Origin of the sequence: Helicobacter monodelphidis (genome assembly GCF_003288845.1) — a bacterium.
Taxonomy (GTDB): Bacteria; Campylobacterota; Campylobacteria; order Campylobacterales; family Helicobacteraceae; genus NHYN01.
Genome location: NZ_NHYN01000009.1, coordinates 20,174 through 43,103, shown reverse-complemented (window position 1 = coordinate 43,103; position 22,930 = coordinate 20,174). Strand labels below are relative to the sequence as shown.

The 22,930-nt window shown below is 35.4% G+C and carries 20 protein-coding genes; 7 read left to right on the top strand and 13 right to left on the bottom strand.

Translation table 11 applies throughout. From position 1 onward, the window contains the following. Positions 1 to 148: 148 nt before the first annotated feature. The 3 genes from uvrA to CCZ01_RS05295 form a co-directional block, all read right to left on the bottom strand. A complete protein-coding gene (gene uvrA / locus CCZ01_RS05310) occupies positions 149 to 2,965 on the bottom strand; it encodes an excinuclease ABC subunit UvrA (RefSeq protein ID WP_112052190.1) in 2,817 nt (938 codons plus the stop codon). Between the two features lie 280 nt (positions 2,966 to 3,245). Beyond that, positions 3,246 to 4,292, bottom strand: a complete 1,047-nt coding sequence (locus CCZ01_RS05300; protein ID WP_181566329.1) for an MBL fold metallo-hydrolase — start codon at positions 4,290 to 4,292, stop codon at positions 3,246 to 3,248. A 182-nt stretch (positions 4,293 to 4,474) separates the two neighbouring features. Next, positions 4,475 to 5,458 (bottom strand): iron-sulfur cluster assembly scaffold protein, encoded by a 984-nt coding sequence (locus CCZ01_RS05295; protein ID WP_112052188.1) that lies wholly within the window; start codon positions 5,456 to 5,458, stop codon positions 4,475 to 4,477. Between the two features lie 275 nt (positions 5,459 to 5,733). Between CCZ01_RS05295 and CCZ01_RS05290 the strand changes: the two genes are divergently transcribed. The 7 genes from CCZ01_RS05290 (at position 5,734) to aroA (ending at position 13,767) form a co-directional block, all read left to right on the top strand. Further along, positions 5,734 to 6,675 carry a FecCD family ABC transporter permease gene (locus CCZ01_RS05290; protein ID WP_258436776.1) on the top strand — a complete coding sequence of 314 codons (942 nt, stop codon included), beginning with the start codon at positions 5,734 to 5,736 and terminating at the stop codon, positions 6,673 to 6,675. Next, a complete protein-coding gene (locus tag CCZ01_RS05285) occupies positions 6,675 to 7,484 on the top strand; it encodes an ABC transporter ATP-binding protein (RefSeq protein WP_112052187.1) in 810 nt (269 codons plus the stop codon). Before CCZ01_RS05290 ends, CCZ01_RS05285 begins: the two co-directional genes overlap by 1 nt. Positions 7,485 to 7,504: 20 nt before the next feature. Next, on the top strand, positions 7,505 to 8,323 hold the full coding sequence (locus CCZ01_RS05280; protein WP_112052186.1) for an ABC transporter substrate-binding protein: 819 nt from the start codon (positions 7,505 to 7,507) through the stop codon (positions 8,321 to 8,323). 49 nt (positions 8,324 to 8,372) lie between these two features. After that, on the top strand, positions 8,373 to 8,921 hold the full coding sequence (locus CCZ01_RS05275; protein WP_112052185.1) for an isochorismatase family protein: 549 nt from the start codon (positions 8,373 to 8,375) through the stop codon (positions 8,919 to 8,921). Positions 8,922 to 9,128: 207 nt separating this feature from the next. After that, on the top strand, positions 9,129 to 10,127 hold the full coding sequence (gene pheS, locus CCZ01_RS05270) for a phenylalanine--tRNA ligase subunit alpha (RefSeq protein ID WP_112052184.1): 999 nt from the start codon (positions 9,129 to 9,131) through the stop codon (positions 10,125 to 10,127). Continuing rightward, positions 10,124 to 12,478 carry a phenylalanine--tRNA ligase subunit beta gene (gene pheT, locus CCZ01_RS05265; protein WP_112052183.1) on the top strand — a complete coding sequence of 785 codons (2,355 nt, stop codon included), beginning with the start codon at positions 10,124 to 10,126 and terminating at the stop codon, positions 12,476 to 12,478. Before pheS ends, pheT begins: the two co-directional genes overlap by 4 nt. Then, complete coding sequence (aroA, locus tag CCZ01_RS05260) at positions 12,475 to 13,767, top strand: 3-phosphoshikimate 1-carboxyvinyltransferase (protein ID WP_112052182.1); 1,293 nt, start codon at positions 12,475 to 12,477, stop codon at positions 13,765 to 13,767. The genes pheT and aroA overlap by 4 nt, the downstream gene beginning before the upstream one ends. 5 nt (positions 13,768 to 13,772) lie before the next feature. On the opposite strand, the gene CCZ01_RS05255 is transcribed toward aroA, so the two are convergent. From CCZ01_RS05255 to cysS, 10 genes are all read right to left on the bottom strand, one after another. Beyond that, entirely contained in the window at positions 13,773 to 14,054 is a 282-nt protein-coding gene (locus CCZ01_RS05255; protein WP_112052181.1) for a hypothetical protein, read from the bottom strand. A gap of 13 nt (positions 14,055 to 14,067) precedes the next feature. Further along, a complete protein-coding gene (locus tag CCZ01_RS05250) occupies positions 14,068 to 16,317 on the bottom strand; it encodes an endonuclease MutS2 (RefSeq protein WP_112052180.1) in 2,250 nt (749 codons plus the stop codon). 132 nt (positions 16,318 to 16,449) lie between these two features. Further along, positions 16,450 to 17,043 (bottom strand): 16S rRNA (guanine(966)-N(2))-methyltransferase RsmD, encoded by a 594-nt coding sequence (rsmD, locus tag CCZ01_RS05245; RefSeq protein ID WP_181566328.1) that lies wholly within the window; start codon positions 17,041 to 17,043, stop codon positions 16,450 to 16,452. Then, positions 17,030 to 17,392 carry a hypothetical protein gene (locus CCZ01_RS05240; RefSeq protein ID WP_112052178.1) on the bottom strand — a complete coding sequence of 121 codons (363 nt, stop codon included), beginning with the start codon at positions 17,390 to 17,392 and terminating at the stop codon, positions 17,030 to 17,032. The genes rsmD and CCZ01_RS05240 overlap by 14 nt, the downstream gene beginning before the upstream one ends. Before the next feature lie 55 nt (positions 17,393 to 17,447). Continuing rightward, a complete protein-coding gene (gene priA, locus CCZ01_RS05235) occupies positions 17,448 to 19,352 on the bottom strand; it encodes a replication restart helicase PriA (RefSeq protein WP_112052177.1) in 1,905 nt (634 codons plus the stop codon). Positions 19,353 to 19,355: 3 nt separating this feature from the next. Further along, entirely contained in the window at positions 19,356 to 19,568 is a 213-nt protein-coding gene (locus CCZ01_RS05230) for a hypothetical protein (protein ID WP_112052176.1), read from the bottom strand. 15 nt (positions 19,569 to 19,583) lie between these two features. Then, complete coding sequence (locus CCZ01_RS05225) at positions 19,584 to 19,895, bottom strand: hypothetical protein (protein ID WP_112052175.1); 312 nt, start codon at positions 19,893 to 19,895, stop codon at positions 19,584 to 19,586. A 107-nt stretch (positions 19,896 to 20,002) separates the two neighbouring features. Beyond that, positions 20,003 to 20,569, bottom strand: a complete 567-nt coding sequence (gene folE, locus CCZ01_RS05220) for a GTP cyclohydrolase I FolE (protein ID WP_112052174.1) — start codon at positions 20,567 to 20,569, stop codon at positions 20,003 to 20,005. An 11-nt stretch (positions 20,570 to 20,580) separates the two neighbouring features. Beyond that, positions 20,581 to 21,504 (bottom strand): zinc metalloprotease HtpX, encoded by a 924-nt coding sequence (htpX, locus tag CCZ01_RS05215; RefSeq protein WP_112052207.1) that lies wholly within the window; start codon positions 21,502 to 21,504, stop codon positions 20,581 to 20,583. Next, on the bottom strand, positions 21,504 to 22,928 hold the full coding sequence (cysS, locus tag CCZ01_RS05210) for a cysteine--tRNA ligase (RefSeq protein ID WP_112052173.1): 1,425 nt from the start codon (positions 22,926 to 22,928) through the stop codon (positions 21,504 to 21,506). The genes htpX and cysS overlap by 1 nt, the downstream gene beginning before the upstream one ends. Positions 22,929 to 22,930: the final 2 nt, after the last annotated feature.

Sequence of the window (22,930 nt, the reverse complement as noted above, 5' to 3'; positions counted from 1 at the left end):
TTTAAGGGCTTTTATGTACCCTTAATTCTACCAAAATACAAAGAAAGCAACTCAATTCCTTACCTTAAGCAGAATCCTTAAAGTAACATCAAGGGTTATTATACTCCTTTATTACCTAAAATTTCAAGTAAGAAGTTAAAAAATTTTATCATTTTAGCTCTTCATGCAAAAATTTGCCTGTATAACTCCCACTTTGTTGATGTCTGTCAATGATTTCTTCTGGTGTTCCACAATCAACAATTCTTCCTCCGCCAACGCCACCTTCAGGGCCAATATCAATGATATAGTCTGCATTTTTAATCATATCGAGATTATGTTCAATGACGATAATACTATTCCCTAAACTACTCAAATGATGCAAAACTTTTGTGAGGCGATCAATATCCGCAAAATGCAATCCTGTCGTGGGTTCATCAAGAATGTAGAGCGTTGCACCTGTGTCTTTCTTGCTCAATTCTTTTGCGAGCTTGATTCTTTGGGCTTCACCGCCACTTAGTGTAATTGCATTCTGCCCTAATGTGATATAACCTAAGCCGACATCTTGCAAAGTCTGAAGTTTTTGAGCGATTTTTGGAATGCTACTGAAAAATTCCAAAGCCTCATTTACGCTCATATTTAAAACATCAGCAATATTTTTCCCTTTGTAGGTTATTTCAAGTGTTTGGGGATTATAACGTTTTCCTTGACAGCTATCACATTTTACGGAAATATCAGGCAGAAAGTGCATTTCAATCTTAATCTCACCTTCTCCTTGACATTTTTCGCACCGACCTCCTTTAACATTGAAGCTAAAGCGACTCACATTGTATCCACGAATTTTTGATTCTTTGGTTTCTGCAAAAATTAAACGAATATCGTCCATCGCTCCTGTGTAGGTAGCCGGATTACTTCTTGGAGTGCGTCCTATTGGACTTTGGTCAAGATAAATTACTTTATCCAAATGTTCTAAGCCTTCAATACTTACGCCATCCACTTTTTTCACCTTTCTTGCATTATTGAGAATTTCTTGTGCAACAGGTAAAAGGGTTTGTAGAATCAAGGAACTCTTTCCGCTGCCACTAACGCCCGTTACACACACAAAATTAGATAATGGAATATTTACGCTTAAATCCTCAATATTGTTAATGTGGACATGATCGATGGTTAGCCATTTTTTTTGGGGACGACGGTAAAAATATTTAATTTCTTTCCTGCCTGTTAGATAGTCAGCGGTTTGTGTGTGAGATTTTAGTAAAGATTTTTTATCTCCTGCAAAAACAACTTCACCACCAAATTTACCTGCACCAGGCCCAATATCAACAATAAAATCTGCTGCAAGTATCGTTTCTTTGTCATGCTCGACCACAATAACACTATTTCCCTTTTCCTGTAAATTTCTTAAAGTTTTAATTAATCTTAAAGTATCTCGTTCATGTAATCCAATGCTTGGTTCATCAAGGACATACATCACACCCGTTAAGCCACTGCCGATTTGACTTGCAATACGAATTCTCTGTGATTCTCCACCACTAATACTTCTTGCATCTCGTCCTAAGCTTAAATAACCTAACCCGACATCATACAAAAAAAAGAGTCTTTCCTTGATTTCTTTTAAAATCGGTTCAGCAATGATTTTTTGTTGTGGACTTAAATAGCCAAAATGTGAATCTTCAGCAAAAAAGCGATAACAATTTTCAATTGAATAATCAAGTAGCTCCCCAATTCCTTTGGAAGCGACTTTTACACTCAAGGAAGAGGCTTTTAGCCGATGAGAGGAACACATATCACAGATTTTTTCACTCATAAAATCATTAATTTCTTTATTATCTTTGAAGCTATCATAAGCGATTTGTAAAATGCCATTCCAGACACGTTTAATAGAAGAACCTTTCCATTCAAACACAACTTCCTGCCCATTTCCATGTAAAATAGCTTTTTGTTGATGGGCTTGCAACTCTTCAAAGGTAGAGGAGGGGGCAATATTTTCTGTCCGGCAAAAAGCATGAAAAAGTTCTGAATAATAGCTTTTGTTGAATCCGAAAATTACCTTGATTCCACCCTCATTTAAGGGGATATGGACATCAATTACCTTTTTCATATCAATAGCATAGCGAATACCTAAACCATCACATTCAGGGCAAGCTCCTTTAGGAGAGTTGAATGAAAAACTAAGGGGTTCTAATGGTTCAAAACTAACCTTGCAATTAAAGCAAGCTAAATGTTCGCTATAATGTAGAATTTGGGGTTTTTTAGGATCTTCAGATAAAATTTCAATTTCAACTTCTCCATAGGATTCTTTAAGGGCATGTTCGATAGCCTGTGCAATCCTTTCTTTATTTTCTTCTGTGCGGCTTAAGCGGTCGATAACAACTTTCAATGTATGCTTTTTAGTTTTGGATAGTTCAATTTCTTCATCAAGCCTAACCATTACGCCATCAATTTGCATACGAACATAACCTTTATGCCGAAGAGATTCTAATTTATCTGCAAAAGAACCTTTTTTTTCTTTAATAATTGGAGCAAGAATGAGTATTTTAGAATTTTCAGGAATCAATAAAACTTGTTGAATGATATCGCTTGCACTCATCTTTGAGATGGGTTGCCCGCAAAGATGGCAGTGTTGCATTCCAATGCGTGCATAAAGAAGACGAAAATAGTCATAAATTTCTGTGATTGTGCCAACGGTGGAACGAGGATTCTTGCTTGTACTTTTTTGATCAATGGCGATAGCCGGAGTTAGCCCATTGATTTTGTCCACATTAGGCTTGCCCATCTTATCTAAAAATTGTCTAGCATAGCTACTTAGAGATTCAATATAACGTCTTTGTCCCTCGGCATAAAGAGTGTCAAAAGCGAGGGTGGATTTGCCACTACCACTCAATCCTGTAAAAACAACCAACTTATTTTTAGGAATAGTGAGGTGAATATTTTTAAGATTATTTTCTTTTGCACCAATAATCTCTATTTCATTTATGTTGTGACCCATGATACACTCCTTTCGTGAATTACCCAACCACTGAAGATGGCTGAGCTTCTTGCCTCATCGATAGATAGTTAGTATCAAGCATGTTACCATATTTTGATACCCCACTAGTGCTATCTTTATAAGCGTAACTTCGGGTAATTCCTACCCTAAATTTATCGCACAAAGCGATAAGCATTCATCCCAAAGACTAAAGAACTTTGGGGTTTTTGCTAGGAAGTTTTAAAAATAAGCGGGTATTATAGCATAAATTATTGGCAGTAAAAACAAAGCAAATTTAGCATTAACCTCCTAATTGTTCCCACCAAGTATCAAATTGCATTGATTCTATATTTTCTGCTGATTGAGAATCCCATAAAGGCACAACCTGCCCAATTATTGGAGTAATAAGTTTTAAAGATTGTTCTTTGTGTAAAAGTTTATAAAGTTCTGATAATGGTTCATTGGGGTTGTGCAGTGAAAGCTTATATTTAGAATTGTGAATGGGCATAAGGAATTTTGCATTCAAGTCTTTTGCAGCTTGAAAGGTTTGATGTGGAAACATATGTGCAAAAGGCCAATCCTTGCTATATTGCCCATTTTCAATGAAAGCCAAATCAATGTGTTTAAATCGTTCTCCGATAGATTTAAAATGTACTCCATATCCACCATCACCACTAAAATAGATTTTTCTTTTGTTGGTCTGCAGTAGAAAGGAAGCCCATAAGGTTTTATTCATATCGACCAATTTTCGTCCACTAAAATGGCGTGCCGTCAAACAAAATAATTCTATATTCTCTGCAATGCAGATACTCTCTTCCCAATCTAATTCTATAATATTTTTTTCAGGGATTCCCCAAGATTTGAGATATTTTCCGATACCAAGCGGTACAATGGCTTGCTGAATTTGCTGTTGACTTAAAGCTTTAATTGTATATTTACTTAAGTGGTCGTAATGATTGTGGGTAATAATAAGATGTGTAATGGGCGGTAAATCTGATAGGGAAAAGGGTGTGCTACCTTTGAAAGGCACATTAATCCATGCAAAAGGTGACCCATTTTCTTTAAAAAGGGGATCAATCAAAAAAAATAAATTTTTGATATGTAATAGGCAAGAGGAATGCCCAAGCCATACAAAATAATCCCCTTGAATATTTTTTAAACAACTCTTGATACTAGGAATATTCTTGGGGTGGTTGGGTAAGACAAAAAGCTCAAAGAGGGTTTTTGCTATAGATGGCTTTTTGTAGGCACTTTCAATTTGACGAAACCTTGGAATAGGTTCACGATTTTGTGCAATGCCATTTTTAAAGGAGGGTGAATTTTGTATACGCCGTTGTGTATTTTTCAAATCTCTCATTTTATCGACCTAAAGTTGGCTACAAAAGCCTTGAATGGTTACTTCAGTGTGAATAAACCAATTACCTTAGCAAACATCAGGTAAAACGACTGAATAACATATGTGAATATCCAGTTTTTTACCTGAATGCAATTAACTGATTAAGCAATTTATAGCCCAATCATCAAAAGTAATTAGACTGGAAAAACACGAATAGAAGAATCAAGCTTTTCTTGCAAGATTGATTCAATCGCAAATAATGTCCCAGTAGAACTTGCGGCACAGCCAGAGCAAGCACCGAGATAGCGAATATAAATATCTGTATGCCCATCGCTTGAGTCACGCAAATCGACAATCTCCATATTTCCACCATCCATCATTAACATTTGTCGAATGTGCATATCAATTACGGAATCCACCGCTTTTATTTTTTGCACCATTGTCATTTGAGAGAAAGCAAGATTATTGTTGTCTGCCATATCCGCTCTTGTTTTTAATTCTTCCTCCAACATTTCTTGTTGGCATTCTGCAAGAATATCAACGAGGTAATATTCTCGTTCCTCATGCCCACCAGGACGAATACAGCTTTTACAGAAAGCACCTGCTTTCGTGTAATCCGTAATCTGTTCAATTGTTGTGAGTTTATTGAGTTTGATAACTTCTTTCAGTGTTCCTAGAGAAACACGTGCACATTCACAAACAATAATTTCATCTTCAAAACTTTCCATATCCACACCTTTGTAGATAGAAGCCGCTTTTTTAATTACATCATATGCCATCACGGAACAGTGCATTTTTTGACCCGGTACAGCAGGTGTATCGGGATCATCTCTAAGTGCTTTCTCAACATCAATATTAGTAATTTTGACTGCCTCATCGACTGTTTTACCGATTGTCAGCTCCGCCATCATGTCTGAACTTGCAATGGCTGTTCCACACCCAAAACTTTTAAATTTCGCTTCCATGATACGATCATCTTTAGGGTTAACTAGCCAATACAAACGCACGGCATCACCACAAGATTCAGCACCATAGTCAGCAACAACTAATTGATAACCCTTTGCATCTGCATCCGCTTGAGTAATTACTCCCAAAAAAGTTGGATTATCCATTCTTTCTGCTACCTTATTTGAATAGGCGTCCCACAATGCACCACCTAAGAGATCATTTTTTGCCATATTTCTTCTCGATTCTTGAATTTTTAAGGATTTAAAGAGTCTTTTATCCCTATTTAAGGGATTTGAGAGTCTTTATGGAGGCGTTTATATCATTTATTTTCTTAAAAAAATATTAAAATTAATTTTTTAGAATTTATTATTAATAGACGAATGTATTAACAACATTTAAAGTAAGCTTATTTCAAAAATAATACACATTATTAAAATTATATTAAGCTTTCAATGTCTATAATTGCGGACAATTTTTACTATAAAAATACATTAAGGGGTTTATAATGATGGTTACCCGGTTCTACATTTTTAGCTTTATGGCGTTATGTCTAATATCCCTTATTGCATTGAATTTGGGGAGTGTTTCAATTTCGTTGTTTTCATTCACACAAAACGATTTACAAATTTTATTAGAAGCCCGTGCACCTCGCATTCTTATGGCGATTCTTATCGGATCTTTGCTTGCAAGTTCAGGTGTTGTTATTCAAAGTGTTTTTGCAAACCCTATTGCCGACCCGTATATTATTGGTATTGCATCCAGTGCAACTTTGGGGGCAGTTATTGCTTATATGCTAGGGTTGAATGATGCTTTTTTTGGTGTGATGGGTTTTATCTTTTGTGCAGTATTTACCTTACTTATTTTTAGTATTTCTAAAGGGATAGGAATTACAACATTGTTGATCATTGGTATTGCATTGTCAGCATTTATTGGCTCGTTTAGTACATTCTATATTTACTTGATTGGTGAAGATTCTTTTCGTATTGTTGCTTGGCTAATGGGTGATTTGGGTGGATCAAATTGGAATCGTATTTTTTTGCTCTGCATACCATTGGTTTTATCTATTGCACTTTTTTATTACCATCGCGAAACGCTCAATATCTTGTTGAGTGGTGATGATGAAGCAAGAAGTTTAGGGGTGGATACACTTAAAATAAAAAAACAACTCTTGATTGTTGCGTCTTTATCTGTAGGATTTTGTGTAGGATTTAGCGGAATTATCGGTTTTGTTGGATTGATTGTGCCACATATCATTCGTATAGCACTTGGAAGTAGCAACCATCAATTTTTGCTACCTTTAAGTTTTCTTGTGGGTGGTTTGTTTTTGCTGATTTGCGATACTTTAGGTCGAACGATAATTGCTCCTACGCAAATTCCAATCGGCGTTATTACTGCATTTATTGGTTCACCAATATTTTTATATCTAGCTTTGAAAAGGGGTCATTAATGAATCAGCAAGAGTGCTTAAATATTCAAGATTTGTATGTACAGTATGGGGATAAGAAGGTTTTGAATGGATTAAATATCACCTTACACAGGGGTGAGATGTTAGGAGTTTTGGGGGCAAATGGTTGCGGAAAAAGCTCTTTATTGAAGACAATTTTAGGAAGCATTCAGCCATCAAAAGGGATTTTAAATCTTTTTGGGACACCAATTCAGCAAATGAATCCAAAAAAAATTGCACAAACTATCGCATACATTCCTCAGCATTCCTCCTTGTCTATGTCTTTGAGGGTTGAAGATTTATTGTATATGGGGAGGTATCCACATAAATCAAACTTATGGGCTTCGCATAACGAGAAAGATCACCAAAAAGTTTATGAAGTTGCAAAACTTTTAAATGTGTGGGAAATGCGTCATCAAAACACACAAACTCTATCGGGTGGAGAATTACAGCGAACTTTACTTGCAAGGGCATTGATTAGTGAACCGCAGATATTATTGCTTGATGAACCAACAAGTGCATTGGATTTGCGTTATGCAATTGAAATTTTAGAGATTTGTGAACATTTGGTTAAAGATATGCATTTGGCAATGCTTATTGTAATTCATGATTTGAATCTGGCAAGTTTATTTTGTGGTCAAGGTGTTTTAATGAGGGATGGAAAAGTATTCGTTCAGGGAAAAATGAGTGAAATTTTAACAACCCAAAATATTCAAGCAGTGTATGGATTAGAATCAGAAGTTATTCGGCATAGTAATCGCCACATCATTGTTCCTAAAAAAGGAAACAAATTTCAGTCGATGGCGTCATAAAATCAAATAAAGGAATATTTATGTTAGAGAAGTTATTAAAAATACTTTGTGTGTGTATGGGATTGTTTTCATTTGCGTTTGCACAAGCACCTAAAATGATTGTGCTAGACCCAGCTATTGTGGAGATTCTCTATGCTTTAAAGGCAGAAGATAGAATTTTAGCCATTGCTAAAATGCAAGCTCCCATTAAACCTGCTGATAAGACATCAAAGCTACCTGTAGTTGGGACATTTTCCCATCCTTCAATTGAAGATATTTTACGATTAAAGCCTGATTATGTGATTTTAAATTCTTATGCAATGGGTATCAAACCACAATTAGATAATTTCAATATAAAAAATTTATCATTTGAAGCACATTCTTTAGAGCAAATCAAAAACAATATTCTTGAAATTGGAAAAATTGTTGGGAAAAATCAAGAAGCACAGAAAATAGTGGGTAAATTTGAAACAGATATTCAAGAATTAAAAAAAGATTCTTTAGGACTTCAAGGTGCATTTATTTATTCAACAGCACCTTTAATGTTATTTGGAGGAGATACCCTTCCTAGCGATATCTTAGAATTATTAGGGATTCAGAATATTGCAAAGGAAGTACATGGAAAACGTCCTATTATTGAGCAAGAATTTTTATTGAAAAATCCTCCACAAATCCTGTTTTATGGAGTTAGGGTTGATAGTGAATCCGGCTTATTGAATTCTTTACCTCTACTCAAAAACACAGAAGCGTTCACGCATAAAAGATTATTTTACATGCAATTACATTCTTTGCTTAGAGGTAGTCCAAATATTATTGATGAAATTAAGCAACTAAAAGAAGAAATTAAAAAGAAAATTTAAAGGATTAAAAGTTATACTTTTGAGGAAATCAATTTATAAGGGATTAAGTATGAGACAAATTCAACAAGCAATTTTTGAGCCGGCAGATTCTTTGCTGATTTGTGTTGATGTACAGGAGAGGCTTGTTCCTGTAATGTCTGAAAAAGAGAGAGTATTGAAAAATGGCAACATTCTTTTGGATGCGGCTAGGATTTTATCTATTCCTACATTAATTACAGAACAATACACAAAAGGTTTAGGAAAGAGTGTATTAAATATTGAGGGTTTTGAGTGTTTTGAAAAACTAAGTTTCAGTGTTTTTGGTGAAGAACAGATTTATAATAAAATTATCCAAAAATCTTACAAAAAAATTATATTTTTTGGTATTGAGACGCATGTTTGTATTTTTCAAAGCATTCAGCATGCAAGAATGCTTGACCTGGAAGTTGTTTTAATTGGCGATGCCTGTAGCTCAAGAAATCTTAATAACCATCATCTCGCCTTATGGACTTTGAGTCAAGAGAATGTGCAAATCATTCCTACGGAAAGTTTTTTGTTTGCCTCGATTCGTACTTGCAAGGACGATGCCTTTAAAGCGATTAGTGCTTTAGTTAAGTAGAATATTTCTCTTTCTTTGAAATTAAGGCGATAATAAGTTTAGGGGAGTGATATTATCAATTTTCTTAGAAAACAGACTGTTAGTCGTTGTAGACAATGGCTTTCTTACTTTTTAAGCTATCTCGTATTATAATCTCTAGAGTTGTGGCTTCAGGATTACTAAAAGTTGATTTAAGCCCAATCGATTTAAAGGAGACTCTTTACTGCTATGGAAAATAACACACTTAAGGCGATAGAATTAGCAACAAGTTTGCAGGAATTAGAGGATATTCGTATTAAGGCTTTTGGAAAAAAAGGCAACATTACAGAATTATTCGTGCTTTTAAAGGAATTAGAAGGTGATACAAAAAAAATAAAGGCACGTGAGTTGAATGCCTTAAAGAGTCAAATTGAATCAGCATTGGCAACAAAAAAGGAGATACTAAAAGCACAGGAATTAGCTGATCAGCTTAAAAAAGAACGTATTGATATGACCTTGTTTAATACTTCTAGCAATTATGGTTCTATGCATCCGGTATCTATAACTTTAGAAAAGATTATTGATTATTTTGTTGCAATGAATTTTTCTTTACGCAGTGGTCCTTTGGTTGAAGATGATTTCCATAATTTTCAAGCCTTGAATATTCCAGAATATCACCCTGCAAGGGATATGCAGGACACTTTTTATTTTAACGATGGAAAGGTTTTAAGAACTCACACTTCCCCAGTGCAGATTAGAACAATGGAGCAGGAAAGTTTCCCTATTCGTATGATTTGTCCAGGTGCAGTTTTTCGTCGTGATTATGATTTAACACACACACCGATGTTTCATCAGGTGGAGGGATTGGTCGTAGAAGAAAAAGGTAAAATTTCTTTCAGTCATTTGAAATTTATTTTGGAGGATTTTTTACATTATATGTTTGGTGGGGATATTTCCGTGAGATTTCGTTCCAGTTTTTTTCCTTTTACAGAGCCAAGTGCGGAAGTGGATATTAGTTGTATTTTTTGTAAAGGAAATGGTTGTCGTGTTTGTTCGCATACAGGCTGGCTTGAAGTGTTGGGGTGTGGCATTGTAGATAGGAATGTTTTTGCTGCCGTTCATTATGAGAATGTTAGTGGTTATGCCTTTGGAATGGGGGTGGAGAGATTTGCAATGTTGATTCATGCAGTGAGTGATTTGCGGTCCTTTTTTGAAAGTGATTTACGCATTTTGGAGCAGTTTTCATGATATTTACTTATTATTTGTTGCAAACATTGATTCCTATTGAAGGAATTTCCGTTGAGGATATCTATACAAGATTAAATCGTATCGGGTTGGAAGTTGATCGCATTGAAAAAATAAAAGTACCAGATGGTGTCGTTGTTGGTTTTGTGCAAGCTGTGAACCCACATGAGAATGCAGATAAACTGCAAGTTTGTCAGGTTAAGATTGGTGATGATAGGGTTTTGCAGATTGTCTGTGGGGCAAGGAATGTAGCGGCTGAACAATTTGTTGCCGTTGCACTTGAAGGAACGAAAATCAGTGATACATTAACGATTAAGAAAAGCAAGATTCGTAACGAAACCAGCGAGGGAATGATTTGTTCCGCGACAGAGCTGGGGTTACCAAAAATAAACGATGGAATTATGGTGCTTGATGATTCAATAGGCATTTTGGAATGTGGAAAAGCTTTAAATGAATATCCTTTGTTTAATGATACATGTTTTGAGATAAATGTAACCCCTAATCGTGGAGATTGTTTGAGTTTATATGGTGTGGCAAGGGATATTGCGACTACTTTTGAAATACCTTTTGAGTTAGAAAATAAAGCCCACCATAATAAAGAGGATAATGTCTTAGGTATTGGGCGATTATTGCAACTTCAATATGATAGGGACTTAAAATCTTCTTTGGTATATAAGATGATTCAATGTGAGAATTTTCATATTCCTTTAAAAGTCAGTCTTATTCTTGCTTATAATAATATTCTTGTGCAAAACAAACCTTTATTATCCTTTGTGCAATATGTGTCGTGGTTAACAGGGACAGTCTTTCAGATTTATTCAAGTCAAATGTGCAAGAATGCTGATGGTGATAAAATTACGCTTTCTGTAAAAACTGATGAAAATGGCTTTGAATCTGTGTATGCGAATGATCGTATTCTCTCTCAAATTGGCGTAAAGCAGATTGCAGATGACACTCAAGAAGACGGTGTGTGGATTATTGAAGCGAGTTATATTCCACCAGATATTCTTGCTAAGAGAGTAATGGATAATCCCCATATCCAGAAGGATATGCAGCTTTATTATCGCACATCAAGAGGGAGTAACCCAAATTTATCAGAAAGCATCAAGATTTTATGTTCTTTGCTACGAGAAATGGATGTTTTAATTTATTTAGGAACGCAAGAGATTGTTCAGAATTATATCCAACCTACAATTACGGTTGATGTGCAACAAATTAATGAAATCATTGGTGTAAATTTGAATGCAAATACCATTGCAACAATTTTGAAGAATTTAGGCTTTAGTATTGAGATGGTGTCTGATGAAAAAGTGTTAGCCTTAAATATTCCAGCATTTCGCCATGATATTCATAATGTGCAAGATGTTGCTGAGGAAATTTTACGCATTATGGGTATCGATTCTCTACCGTCTGTTCCATTGCAGTTTTCGGAAGAAAGACACATTGATGCCTTCTATATGCACTATAAATTTGAAAGAGAATTAGCAAAAAGGGCAATTAGTGTGGGTTTTCATGAAACAATCCATTTTGTTTTTGCACAAAAAGAACGTTTGGTGCGTTTAGGTTTTCCTTCGGTTGATGAATCCTTGGATATAAAAAACCCAATCACACAAGAATTAGATACATTGCGTCCATCATTGCTTATCTCTTTGTTGCAGTCAATCGCAACAAATCGTCGCAATAATCGTCGCCATATCGCTTTGTTTGAGGTTGGGTCTATTTTTAACCATCAACGTGAGGAAATGCGTTCTATTGCTTTTGCGATGACAAAAGTCAGTCGTGAAGCTGCTTATCCTTATGCAAAAGACCAAGAGATAACACTTTTTGATTTTGCTGAGAAAATTTCTCAAGTAATTGGACGTTTTGAGCTAAATACTGATGATGTGCAGGTGAATGTTTTATATCACCCTATGCAGGCTGCACATATTATGAAGGGGGGTAGAGTTATTGGTATCCTTGCAAAGATTCACCCAGCCTTACATACAGAATTTGATATTGATGATTGTTTTGTTGCTGAAATTAATTTGGTTGCCCTATTTTCTGAATCACCCATTATTGCTAAGTCTTTTTCCAAATTTCAACGCAATCAACGCGATTTAACGCTTCTTATTTCAAAGGATATTTTATTTAGGGATATTAAAAGAGAGGTAGAGTCATTGAATATTGCTGAAGTTAAACGTATTTATCCTTTGGATATTTATGAAGATTCTCAATTGCAAAAAGGGCAGATAAGTTTAACGTTGCGTTTTGAGATTCAAAGTGACACTAAGACGCTAGAAGAATCTGAAATCAGTGAAATTATGAATCAAATTTTGCAACAGCTAAATCGCTGTTTTGGAGCAGTCTTGCGATGAGTTCTTTAAAAATTTCCCCAAAAGTGTCGATTCAAGGTGAATTCACGCGTATTGCAACGGATAAATCAATTTCTCATCGTTGTGCTATCTTCTCTCTTTTAGCCAAAGAACGTTCTGTAGTACGTGGTTATTTGGAAGCAGAAGATACATTGAATACGCTTAAAATTGCACAGTCGTTGGGTTTATCTGTTGAAAAGAATGCAGATGAATGGTATTTTAGCCCACCTAAAAAGGGTATTGTTGAACCGAGTAATGTTTTAGATTGTGGTAATGCAGGAACAGCAATGAGGCTTTACTGTGGGCTTTTGAGTGCCGTGAATGGGCATTTTGTATTGAATGGAGACCGATATTTAAATATGCGTCCAATGAAAAGAGTCGTGACTCCTTTGCGTGATATTGGGGCAAGAATTCAAGGACGCGAAGATGGAAATTTTGCACCCCTGAGTATTCTTGGAATGCCATTAAAGGGTTTTTCTTATAGGAGTCCCATTGCTTCAGCACAAGTAAAATCTGCTATGATACTTGCAGCTTTACAAGGCAATGAGGAATGCGAATATTATGAGCCTGAAAAGAGTCGCGACCATTCTGAACGTATATTGCGTGGAATGGGGGCGAATATTCAAGAGATTGAAAAGGGCATCCGTATTTCCCCTAGTCGATCTTTGTTACCCCTTGAAATTGATATTCCAAGCGATCCTTCCAGTGCTTTTTTCTTTGCGGTGGCAGCAGCTATTACGCCCCATTCAGAAATTTTATTGAAGAATGTTTTATTGAATCCAACGCGTATTGAAGGTTTTGAGGTTTTGCGAAGAATGGGAGCAAATGTATCGTATACTTATCGCGATAATCCTTATGATATGGTGGGTGATATTTATGTGAAATATGCTCCTTTGCATGGTATCGAGGTTTGCGATTTTATTCCTAGCCTAATTGATGAAATTCCAGCTTTGGCTATAGCAATGGCACAGGCACAAGGAGAAAGTCGTATTTCTAATGCAACTGAATTGCGTGTGAAAGAATGCGATAGAATTAAGGCGGTTGTGCAGAATCTCTCTGCTTGTGGTATTCAGGCGGAAGAATACCCGGATGGTTTTAGGATTGTTGGCGGAGAATTCAAATCAGCAGAATTGGATAGTTTTGGTGACCACCGCATAGCAATGAGTTTTGCATTGGTAGGCTTAATCTGCCCTATCGTGATGCATTCTAGTGAAGCGATGAATGTCTCTTTTCCACATTTTGCGGAGCTTTTAAGCCAATCTGCAATAATACAGCCCTTTCATTCACGGTAGGAGATTTATTCCTCTTCTTTGGGTTGCATTTCTTCAATTAGACGTTTTGTCTCTCTTCTGACTTTATCTAAAAAAGAGGTTTTGATTTCACCTTTTGTGATGTGTGCTTGTAGTTCCCCGCGTAAGGCAGCACATTCCATTAAGATATCATTTTCCATTTTATCGCTAATTTTTCCTGAAATGCTCATACGTTTTGCAATAACACTCACATTATCTAAAAGGTCAGTCGCGATATCACAATTAATAAGTGATTGCTCACTCATTGTACTCATATCAAAATTTAACATTTTTTCCTCCTAATTAAAGTTTAACAATTTTTGCACCAAAGCCACCCATTTGTGGCGGTGCATCGCTAAAAGACTGCACTTTTGGGTGAGTTTTTAGAAATTCTTTAACAATAAAAGACAAACGCCCAGTTCCAATTCCATGATAGACTAAAACCTCATCAAATCCTGCAACAAGAGCATTTGATAAAAATTCATCAAGCTTTTCAATTGCTTCATCATGCCTTAAGCCATGTAAATCAAGACTCACTCCACCCACTCTATGCTTTTTTTGTAGCTCTAACGAAACTCTTGCTGTTGATTTGGGTTTTTGAATCTGGTTTTTCTTTAGATCAACTAGCGGAATATGCATTTTTAAGCCACTTTCTAGCTCCACAACCGCATTATTACCCTTGATAGCGAGAATAGTGCCTTTGTGTTTTTGTGTTTTTACATTTTCTCCTACATTCCACTGCAAATTTTGTTCCACCTGTTGATTTTGCTCATCATATTTAAGTTTTTGTAAAATTTTATTTGCATTATTGATACCTTGATGAATATTTGCAATTTCTGTTTCTTTGGCTGCCTTTTTAGCGAGATTGATGGCTTCAAAATATTGTTTTTCTAAATCAAAAATCCTTTTTTTATAGTCTAAATGCTGTTGTTCTATTTCATTTTTTAATAATTCTCTTTGTTTTTGTACTTTGTGGATTTCCTCATTCAGCTGTTGTTCTTTTTGATGTAAAATAAGTTCAAGTTTCGCACTTTTTTCAATCAATTCTCCCAATTTTTCTTTATCCTCACCATAGATTTTTCGTGCTTCTTGTACAATGTCTGCGGGAATATTATAACGCAGGGCGGTTTCAAATGCGTAAGATTTACCAATTGTACCTTGCAAAAAACTAAAAGTTGGCATACGATTTTTTTCATCATATAAGGCGGCAATGAGCTCCAAAGAGGGGTTTTTACTCATCAAGGCTGCAAGTCGCTTATGATGAGTTGTTAAAATTATTTTATTTTTATGTTTTAGGAGACGTTCCAAAATTACTTTAAATAAACTTGCAGCTTCATCACTATCTGTCCCTAATTCAATTTCATCAACACCAATCAGCATATATTGATTTTTTGCTCCAAAAAGCTGACTGAAATGTAGCATTCTTCCAGCAAAAGTTGAAATATCATTTTTTACATCTTGCGGGTCATCTAAAATAGCTTCAATATTCTTAAAATGCCCAATGGTTGATTTTGTTGCATTTAAGGGTAGGGGGAGCAGATAACGTGCGAGAAATGCGGCTGAAAGAATGGATTTTAAAAGCATTGTTTTTCCACCCGCATTCACACCCGTAATAAGAAGGATCGATTTGGAGAAATCGATACTAATTGGACGCGGATTGTTTAGGGCTGGGTGGGAAAAAGAATGCAAAATAATTTGTTGTGTTTGGCTGGGTGCTAGAAATTCATAGTTTTTGTTCTTTGCGAAATGTATTCTTGCTTGAAGTTGGTCAAAATAATCAAATGCACGGTCAATAAAACCTAAAAAAGGGAGATGCTTATTGAGAGTGCTTGAAAGATTACTTAGAATTCGGTATTCTAAGTGGGCAATATGTTGTTGTATTTCTTGAATTTTGTGCCTTTGCTTACTTAATGAATTGGGGATAACATAAAAAAATCCGCTATTGCTACGCGAACATATTTCGCCTGAGAGGACAGCATTAAAGCCTGCTCGCAATAAGAGTGTTTCTTCATCATCAATAAAATGTAATTGTGAATCCACTAAAAAAGGGCGTAAAGATTCCTGATGTAAGGCGACATATAGGCTTTTTTGTTTGTCTTTTTTTGCATTTTCTAAAATTGCTTTATAACTATCTAATTCTGGATAAATACCTTGTTTAAAATCTCCATTATCAGAAAACTGCTTTTCAATCTCTAATATAGAATCAGGGAATATAATTTTATCAAGCCATATTTTAAATGCTCCCTCGCATTTTAATTCTTTTAAGTAGAGGAAATAACGCCATAGTTTTACCCATTCAAAAATATCTATTTTATGCAAAAAACCCTTTTTTTTCAGATGAGTAAGATGGTGTTGTAGGGGGAGAATTGGCGGTGGAGGAGTGAATTCTATAGATTCTAAAGACTCTAGTATAGTAATATGACGTTGCGTGTCACCTTCAATATGTGGTGGTTTTATACGTGCAAGAAAATGGGAAAAATTCTCTAAGTAGCCGGTAAGATCCAACTTTTTTGCTAAAATATAATAATATGGTATTTTATTATTTTGCTTCATTGTTAACTTCTTTTATTTGTGAGTGTTCTAATTTTTGAATAGTTTTTGTGTTGATGCAATATTGCAATATAGTTCCACTGCTTGGAGATTATTTCTTGGTAAAGTATAAAAATAAAAAAATCTACTTGCATTTTAAGATTCTCGTTTTGTATAATAGTGTATAGAAGTTTTACCAAATTTTCTTTCTTTAGAGTGGGTGAGATGGCCTAGTGATTCAGGAATATTGAGTCCACTCATTACTTCAAAAATAATATACTCAATATGTTGTAGGCAAAGTGTCGGAAGTAGTAAAAGTAAACTTTCATATAGAGATTCTTTTCCGATGCGAATAGGGAATGGTGGGTCAAGATACAAGATGGCTGGAGCATTGAGGTTGAGAAGTATGGAAGGGAGGATTTCTAGGCTATCAGCTAGATGAGTATTTGCAAGAGAATCAAGTTGTAAATGCACCAGATTTTCTTTAAGTTGCTGATAAATACAAGATTCTGCCTCGATAAAAATCGCTTGTTTTGCACCTCTACTTAAGGCTTCAATACCCACAGAACCACTACCCGCAAAAGCCTCAATAAAAATCATTTGTAGAACATTTGCTCCCAAGTGGTTAAATAAAGATTCTCTAATAATAGACTTCGTTGGACGTGTAAACTTTGTGTCAGGCAATGGAATGCTCCTACCTTTTAAATATCCCCCATTTATACGCAATTTAGCATAATTATTGTTCTTCATAATGCTCACTAATTGCCCAGTATAATTCATCAGCAAATGTGTCAACAATATTTTGAATTTTACATTTGAGGGCATAATCTTTATGGTGAATGTCAATTTCTTTCAGGCTTGGCTTGAGGCGCAAGGATTTAAAAAATGCCTCAATACCAAGTTTTAAATCTGTTCGATTAAAAGGTTTTTTAATATTTGCTTCATCAGTTGAACTTACAAGACAGGTTGGTTTGGTTGTTTCTACTTTTTTATCCGCAATAACAAAATCGCATTGGCGATAGCTAACAATAAAATCTTTAAGGTAATACTCAAGACATTTCTGGAGCAGGGGCGAATCGCACATAACCGCAATTTTCATAAAAATAATCCTTTGTTGAAATTTGAGTGATAATATACAGAAAAAAACCTAAAAATTAGAGAAAATGTAAGGGGTCAATATCAACATTAATCCACTTTCCTTGCTCTAAGCCTTGTTTGGTTGCAGATGCTAGGATAGAACTTATCTGTTGGTGTAAAGTTTTCGCACTCTTTGAGGTAATTAGAATAAAAAAACGATAATAATTTTGTAATTTTTCAATTTCACATGGCCCAGCACTTAATATTTTACAGGATTCTTTTTTTGATAAAAAAAGCAAAAACTCCATGATTTCTTTTGCTCGATGATGGTTTTTGTGTTTAATGTGAAAAAGGGCTATTTTGCTTAATGGAGGATAATCTTCACCCCTTAAGTTAATTTCATCATCTAAAAATATGTCGTATTTTCCTAAATAAGGCATAAAAAATTGTGATTCTGCACTTTGAATCCACACTTCTCCCCTTTCTTTGCGTCCACTTCTCCCGCAAAGTTGCATTGTTAGCGCCATTACCTTTTCTCTGCTACGATAATCAGAGCCTGCTCTCAACACATAATCAATTCCAAGAATCACAACAAGCCCAACTGCATGATAATCATGACCTTTTGAAATCATCTGTGTTCCAATAAGAATCTGAATTTTTTGTTGATTGAAATCATCTAAAATTTGTTTGAGATGATTTGTGGACTGAATACAATCGCGGTCTAGTCGTTCAATTTTTGTTTGTTTAAATATTTCTTTAAGACGTTTGCAAAGCTCTGTTGTACCGATTCTTCTTAGGATTAAATCACCCTTGCAATAGGGGCAGTATTTGGGTGCTGGAGCAGTGCTATTGCAATGATGACAACAAATTTTTTGCTCCTTTTCGTAATAGCTCATTGTGATTGCACAAGCATCGCATTGAAGAGTTTTTGCACATTCTGGGCAGGTGATATACTTAAAATTCGCACGCGTGGGTAGAAATATAATAACTTGTTTGTTTTTATCTAATGTTTCTTGAATTTTTTGTAAAGTTTCTTCTTTGGGTTCATCACCACCAATAATAAACCGTACATTTTTACCACTCTCCTTAAAATATCCACCCTTAAGGCGAAATAGACGCTCATGGAGTTTGTGGTAACTACTGACACTAGGTGTTGCACTCCCCAAAAGTGTGGAGATGGGATAGTGTGCTGAAAGCCATAATGCCAAATCTTTTGCATTATAAAAAGGCGTTTGTTGGGATTTGTAGGCATCATCATGTTCTTCATCAACAATGATGCGTTGCAAATTCTTGTAGGGTAAAAATAGTGCCGACCTTGCCCCAGCAATGATACGAATTGTTCTGTCTTGTAAGCCTCGAATAATCTCTTGTTTTTTTTTCTTGCTGATTTTTGAATGCCAGATGGCACAAATTTCCCCAAAACTTTCTCTTAAGCGAAATTCCATTTGTGGCGTAAGGCTAATTTCTGGCATAAGCAAAATTGCATCACCACCATGTTTGAGTGTATGAGCGATAAGATGAAAATAAATTTCACTTTTTCCGCTACCGGTATCACCAAAAAGTAAGGCATTTTTGAGAGGTAAAATTTGTGTGTAAAATTTAGCTTGTATTGAGGAAAGATTCTTGAGGCAGATATTGGAAACAAAAGTATCTGTGGATTGCAAACCCATATTCCCATCATTGTTTTCGGTATACTCTACCTCCAATGGTGTAAAAAGTCCAAAACTTTCTCCTAGTGTTGAAAAATAATAGGGTGCAATAAAATAGGCTAATTTCCCTTGCAGAGGTGTAAAATATTGCCTTAGAGGTTTAATTTCCTTGCAATTAAAGATGGGTTTTTGGGTTTCTTCAAGGACAACGCCACGAGATTGACCCGTCTTTAATGGGGCTGAAACTAACTCTAAAGGCTGAATGCTTTGTTCAGAGCAATAGATTAATGGTGGGCTTTTGCGTCCTAAAATTGCGACCTTGTAAAAAAACATAAATTAAAGCCATTCTTCAAGATTATCACTCAAATCCTCAATTGCGGATTGTAATTCTGCACATTCTTGACATTTAGCAATATATGCCCTAAGCAAATCCTTCGGATCAATATTTGTATTCAACCATCCGCACTCTTCTTGAACCTTTGGATGAGCCTGAAGTAAGGAAATGTCGTAATGTCTTCCCATGAGAGTAATAGAAAGCTTTTGTGCCATAGGGTTTCCTAAGTTTTAGTAGGATTGTTGTTGCACGGATTGCTCATTTTGTGTGCCACCTAAACGTAGCTGAATCTGATTAGCTAGATTTTCTAATTCTAACTCTTTTTCTTTTTCTCTACCCTCAAGACGTTCAATTTCTTCATAAAGGCTTACTATTTCTTTGTTTTTAGACTCTAATTCTTGATTTTTTTGCTCAAGAGCCTGAATAAGCATTTGTCTTTGTTCTTGCTCTTTTCTGAATCCTTGCTCATATTGATTAAGACGTTCTAAAAGTGAATTAATCTGGCTTGTTAATTTTTCTAAGATAGGTGCGTGTCCTTCCATAATGTTATCTCCTTAGTATTTGTGTTCGTAAACGGTGCTGGCATTCTAGCATTTTTCTATCTTAATTTCGTTTAAATTGTTTTATTTTTAGAAAGATTAGTTAAATGCTAGAATCTTCCACGAATGTGAGCCATAAATTCTTCTCTTGTTTTCGCATCACTCTTAAATCTTCCACGAATCGCACTTGTTATCATCAAGCTATTTTGCTTTTCTACTCCTCGCATTAACATACACATATGTTTTGCTTCAGCTACAACCATAACGCCTTTCGGGGCTAAAACTTCCATAAGTGTATCGGCAATTTGTGCAGTCATTTGTTCTTGAATTTGTAAGCGACGTGCAAAAACTTCTGTAAGCCTTGCAAGTTTAGAAATTCCAAGCACCTTAGAATCTGGAATATAGCCAATATGCACAACTCCAAAAAAAGGCAAAAGATGATGTTCGCACATTGAATAAAATTCAATCTCTTTTAAAACAACCATCTCATCGCATGCTCCTTGCTCAAATACGGTCCCTAAAACTTCCTTAGGATCCTCATTATAGCCTTTAAATAATGTTTCCCAAGATTTAATAACTCGTTTTGGTGTTTCTAAAAGTCCCTCTCTATGCTTATCTTCCCCGATAAATTCAAAAATATCTTGAATGAGTTTTTCCATATCTTGTGCTTTTTTCATTATTATCCTTTCTATCGATTCCTTAAGGCTCGTATGCGATTTTCTATGCTTGGGTGGGTGCTGAAAACCTCACTTACACTGAAAATATAGGCTGCCTTTCTTGTTGGATTAGAATCAACTTCTTTAAAGTCATATTGTGCATAATGCCCACTAATTTTTCGTAAGGCAGAAATCATTGGCATATTGGTTTGCATAATAAATGCCGCTCCGCTGTCTGCCATATATTCTCTGGAGCGACTTAAAAAAAGTTGTAAAATAAGTGTGAGCAGTGGCACAACAAAGGTGAGGATAAGTAAAATCGTGCGTGCAAGATTTGCCCCTTCGTTACGATTGCCTCCAAAAAATGCTATAGAGATAAAGTTAATCGCTAGAGTTAAAATATTTGTTAAAATACCAACAATAAGGGTTAGACGAATATCTCCATGCCGAATATGGCTTAATTCGTGTGCCATAACAGCTTTAATCTCATCACGATTTAGGGATTGAGTAAGTGTCGTTGTGAGAGCAATGAGAGAATTATGACTATCCCAGCCACTTGCAAATGCGTTCATATAGGGTGCTTGTAAGAGGTATAAACGAGGTGTAAATGGGGTGTTTGATTTTACGAGTAATTCTTCTAAGATACTTACAATTTCTTTTTCTTTGGGTGTTATTGCTGATTTTTTTGTGAGTTCTTTATATTCATTACCGCTTAGCATAATACCTTGAAATCGTGAAATGCTATAAAAAATGATAGCACACGCAATTCCAGCCATAAGTACTGTAATGAGGGGAAAAATCTTAAAACTTATGAGTGCATAGAAAGCTGATGAAAAAGAGATGGCATTAATACGGATAATATCACCAATTAATCCAATAAAAATAAATAGGCAAATATAAACAGCAAGGACAAAAAATGTTTTGGTTTGATTTATTCTGATAATTTTTTCAAACATTAAATTTTCTCCCAAAGTGTGCCTTGTGGCGTATCCAGCAACGCAATACCTAAAGTTTGTAATTCTTGACGAATGCAATCAGCTTTCTCATAATCTTTATTTTTTTTTGCCTCTGTTCTTTGTGCAATCTTGTTTTGAATTTCTTTTTTTGTCTCTTCGTTTACCCCTTGCTGAAAGTATTCTATGCTATCCCTATCGCCAACTCCAAGTAAGCTTGTGATTTCTGTGATGGCATATAAAATATCACTTTTAAGGCTTCTATCTTTAGGATTTGTATCTAGTTTTTCATTGCTTGTAGCGATGAAGTCATCTATTACGCTCAAAGCAACCGAAATATTCAAATCATCTCTCAAGGCATTTTTAAAGCTTTCTTGAAAATGTGAAAAAAAGCTTGTTGTTTGTGATGTAGTTTGCGTTCCTGCAATGCGTTTTTTGAGGCGATAAATGCGGTCAAGACGCTTTTTTGTCATCAGCAAATCTTCCGTTGAAAAACTAAGAGATGCCCTATAATGTGTTGCTAAAAGATAAAAACGCAACACTTCACCACTGTATTCTTTCAATGCATCGCGCACAAAAAAGCTATTACCTAAAGATTTTGCCATTTTTTCACCATTAATTGTAACAAAACCATTATGAATCCAATATTTTGCAATTTCTCTATTCATCGCACATCTTGTTTGTGCTGCTTCATTCTCGTGATGAGGAAATAATAAATCACTACCTCCTGCATGAATGTCGATACTGTAATCTTGTGTAGCTTCAAAATATTTTTCAATCATTGCTGAACATTCGATATGCCAACCCGGCCTTCCCCTACCAAATGGAGATTCATAGCCAATGTCTGTCTTTCCTTTGTAGCTTTTCCAGAGTGCAAAATCACGTGGGTCCTTTTTTTCCTCATCATTCTCGATTCTCCCTAATAGGTCTTTTGGATTCTCATGAAAATGGCTGATGTCGCCATATTTAGAATCTTGATTGACGCTAAAATATACATCACCATGTGAAGTTTGGTAAGCGAAACCTTTTTGAATTAAAAATTGTATCATATCAAAAATTTCATTCAAGGATTCTGTAGCTTTAGGTTCAATATCTGCACGTTTGACACCTAAAGCGTCCATATCATTAAGGTAAGAATCAATATAGCGATGAGTAATCTCACTAATTGTATCCCCACTTTCATAGCTCTTTTTGATAATTTTATCATCAATATCCGTAAAATTTTTTACAAAGCAAACGCGATAGCCCTCTGACTCTAAAAACCTTCTTAAAATATCAAATACAATCGCACTTCTTGCGTGTCCTAAATGTGCATGATCATAAACTGTTGGTCCACAGACATAAACACTAACTTCACCCCTTTTAATAGGGACAAATTCTATTTTTTTACCCTTTGAGCTATCAAAGAGATAGAGAGTTTTTTTCATTA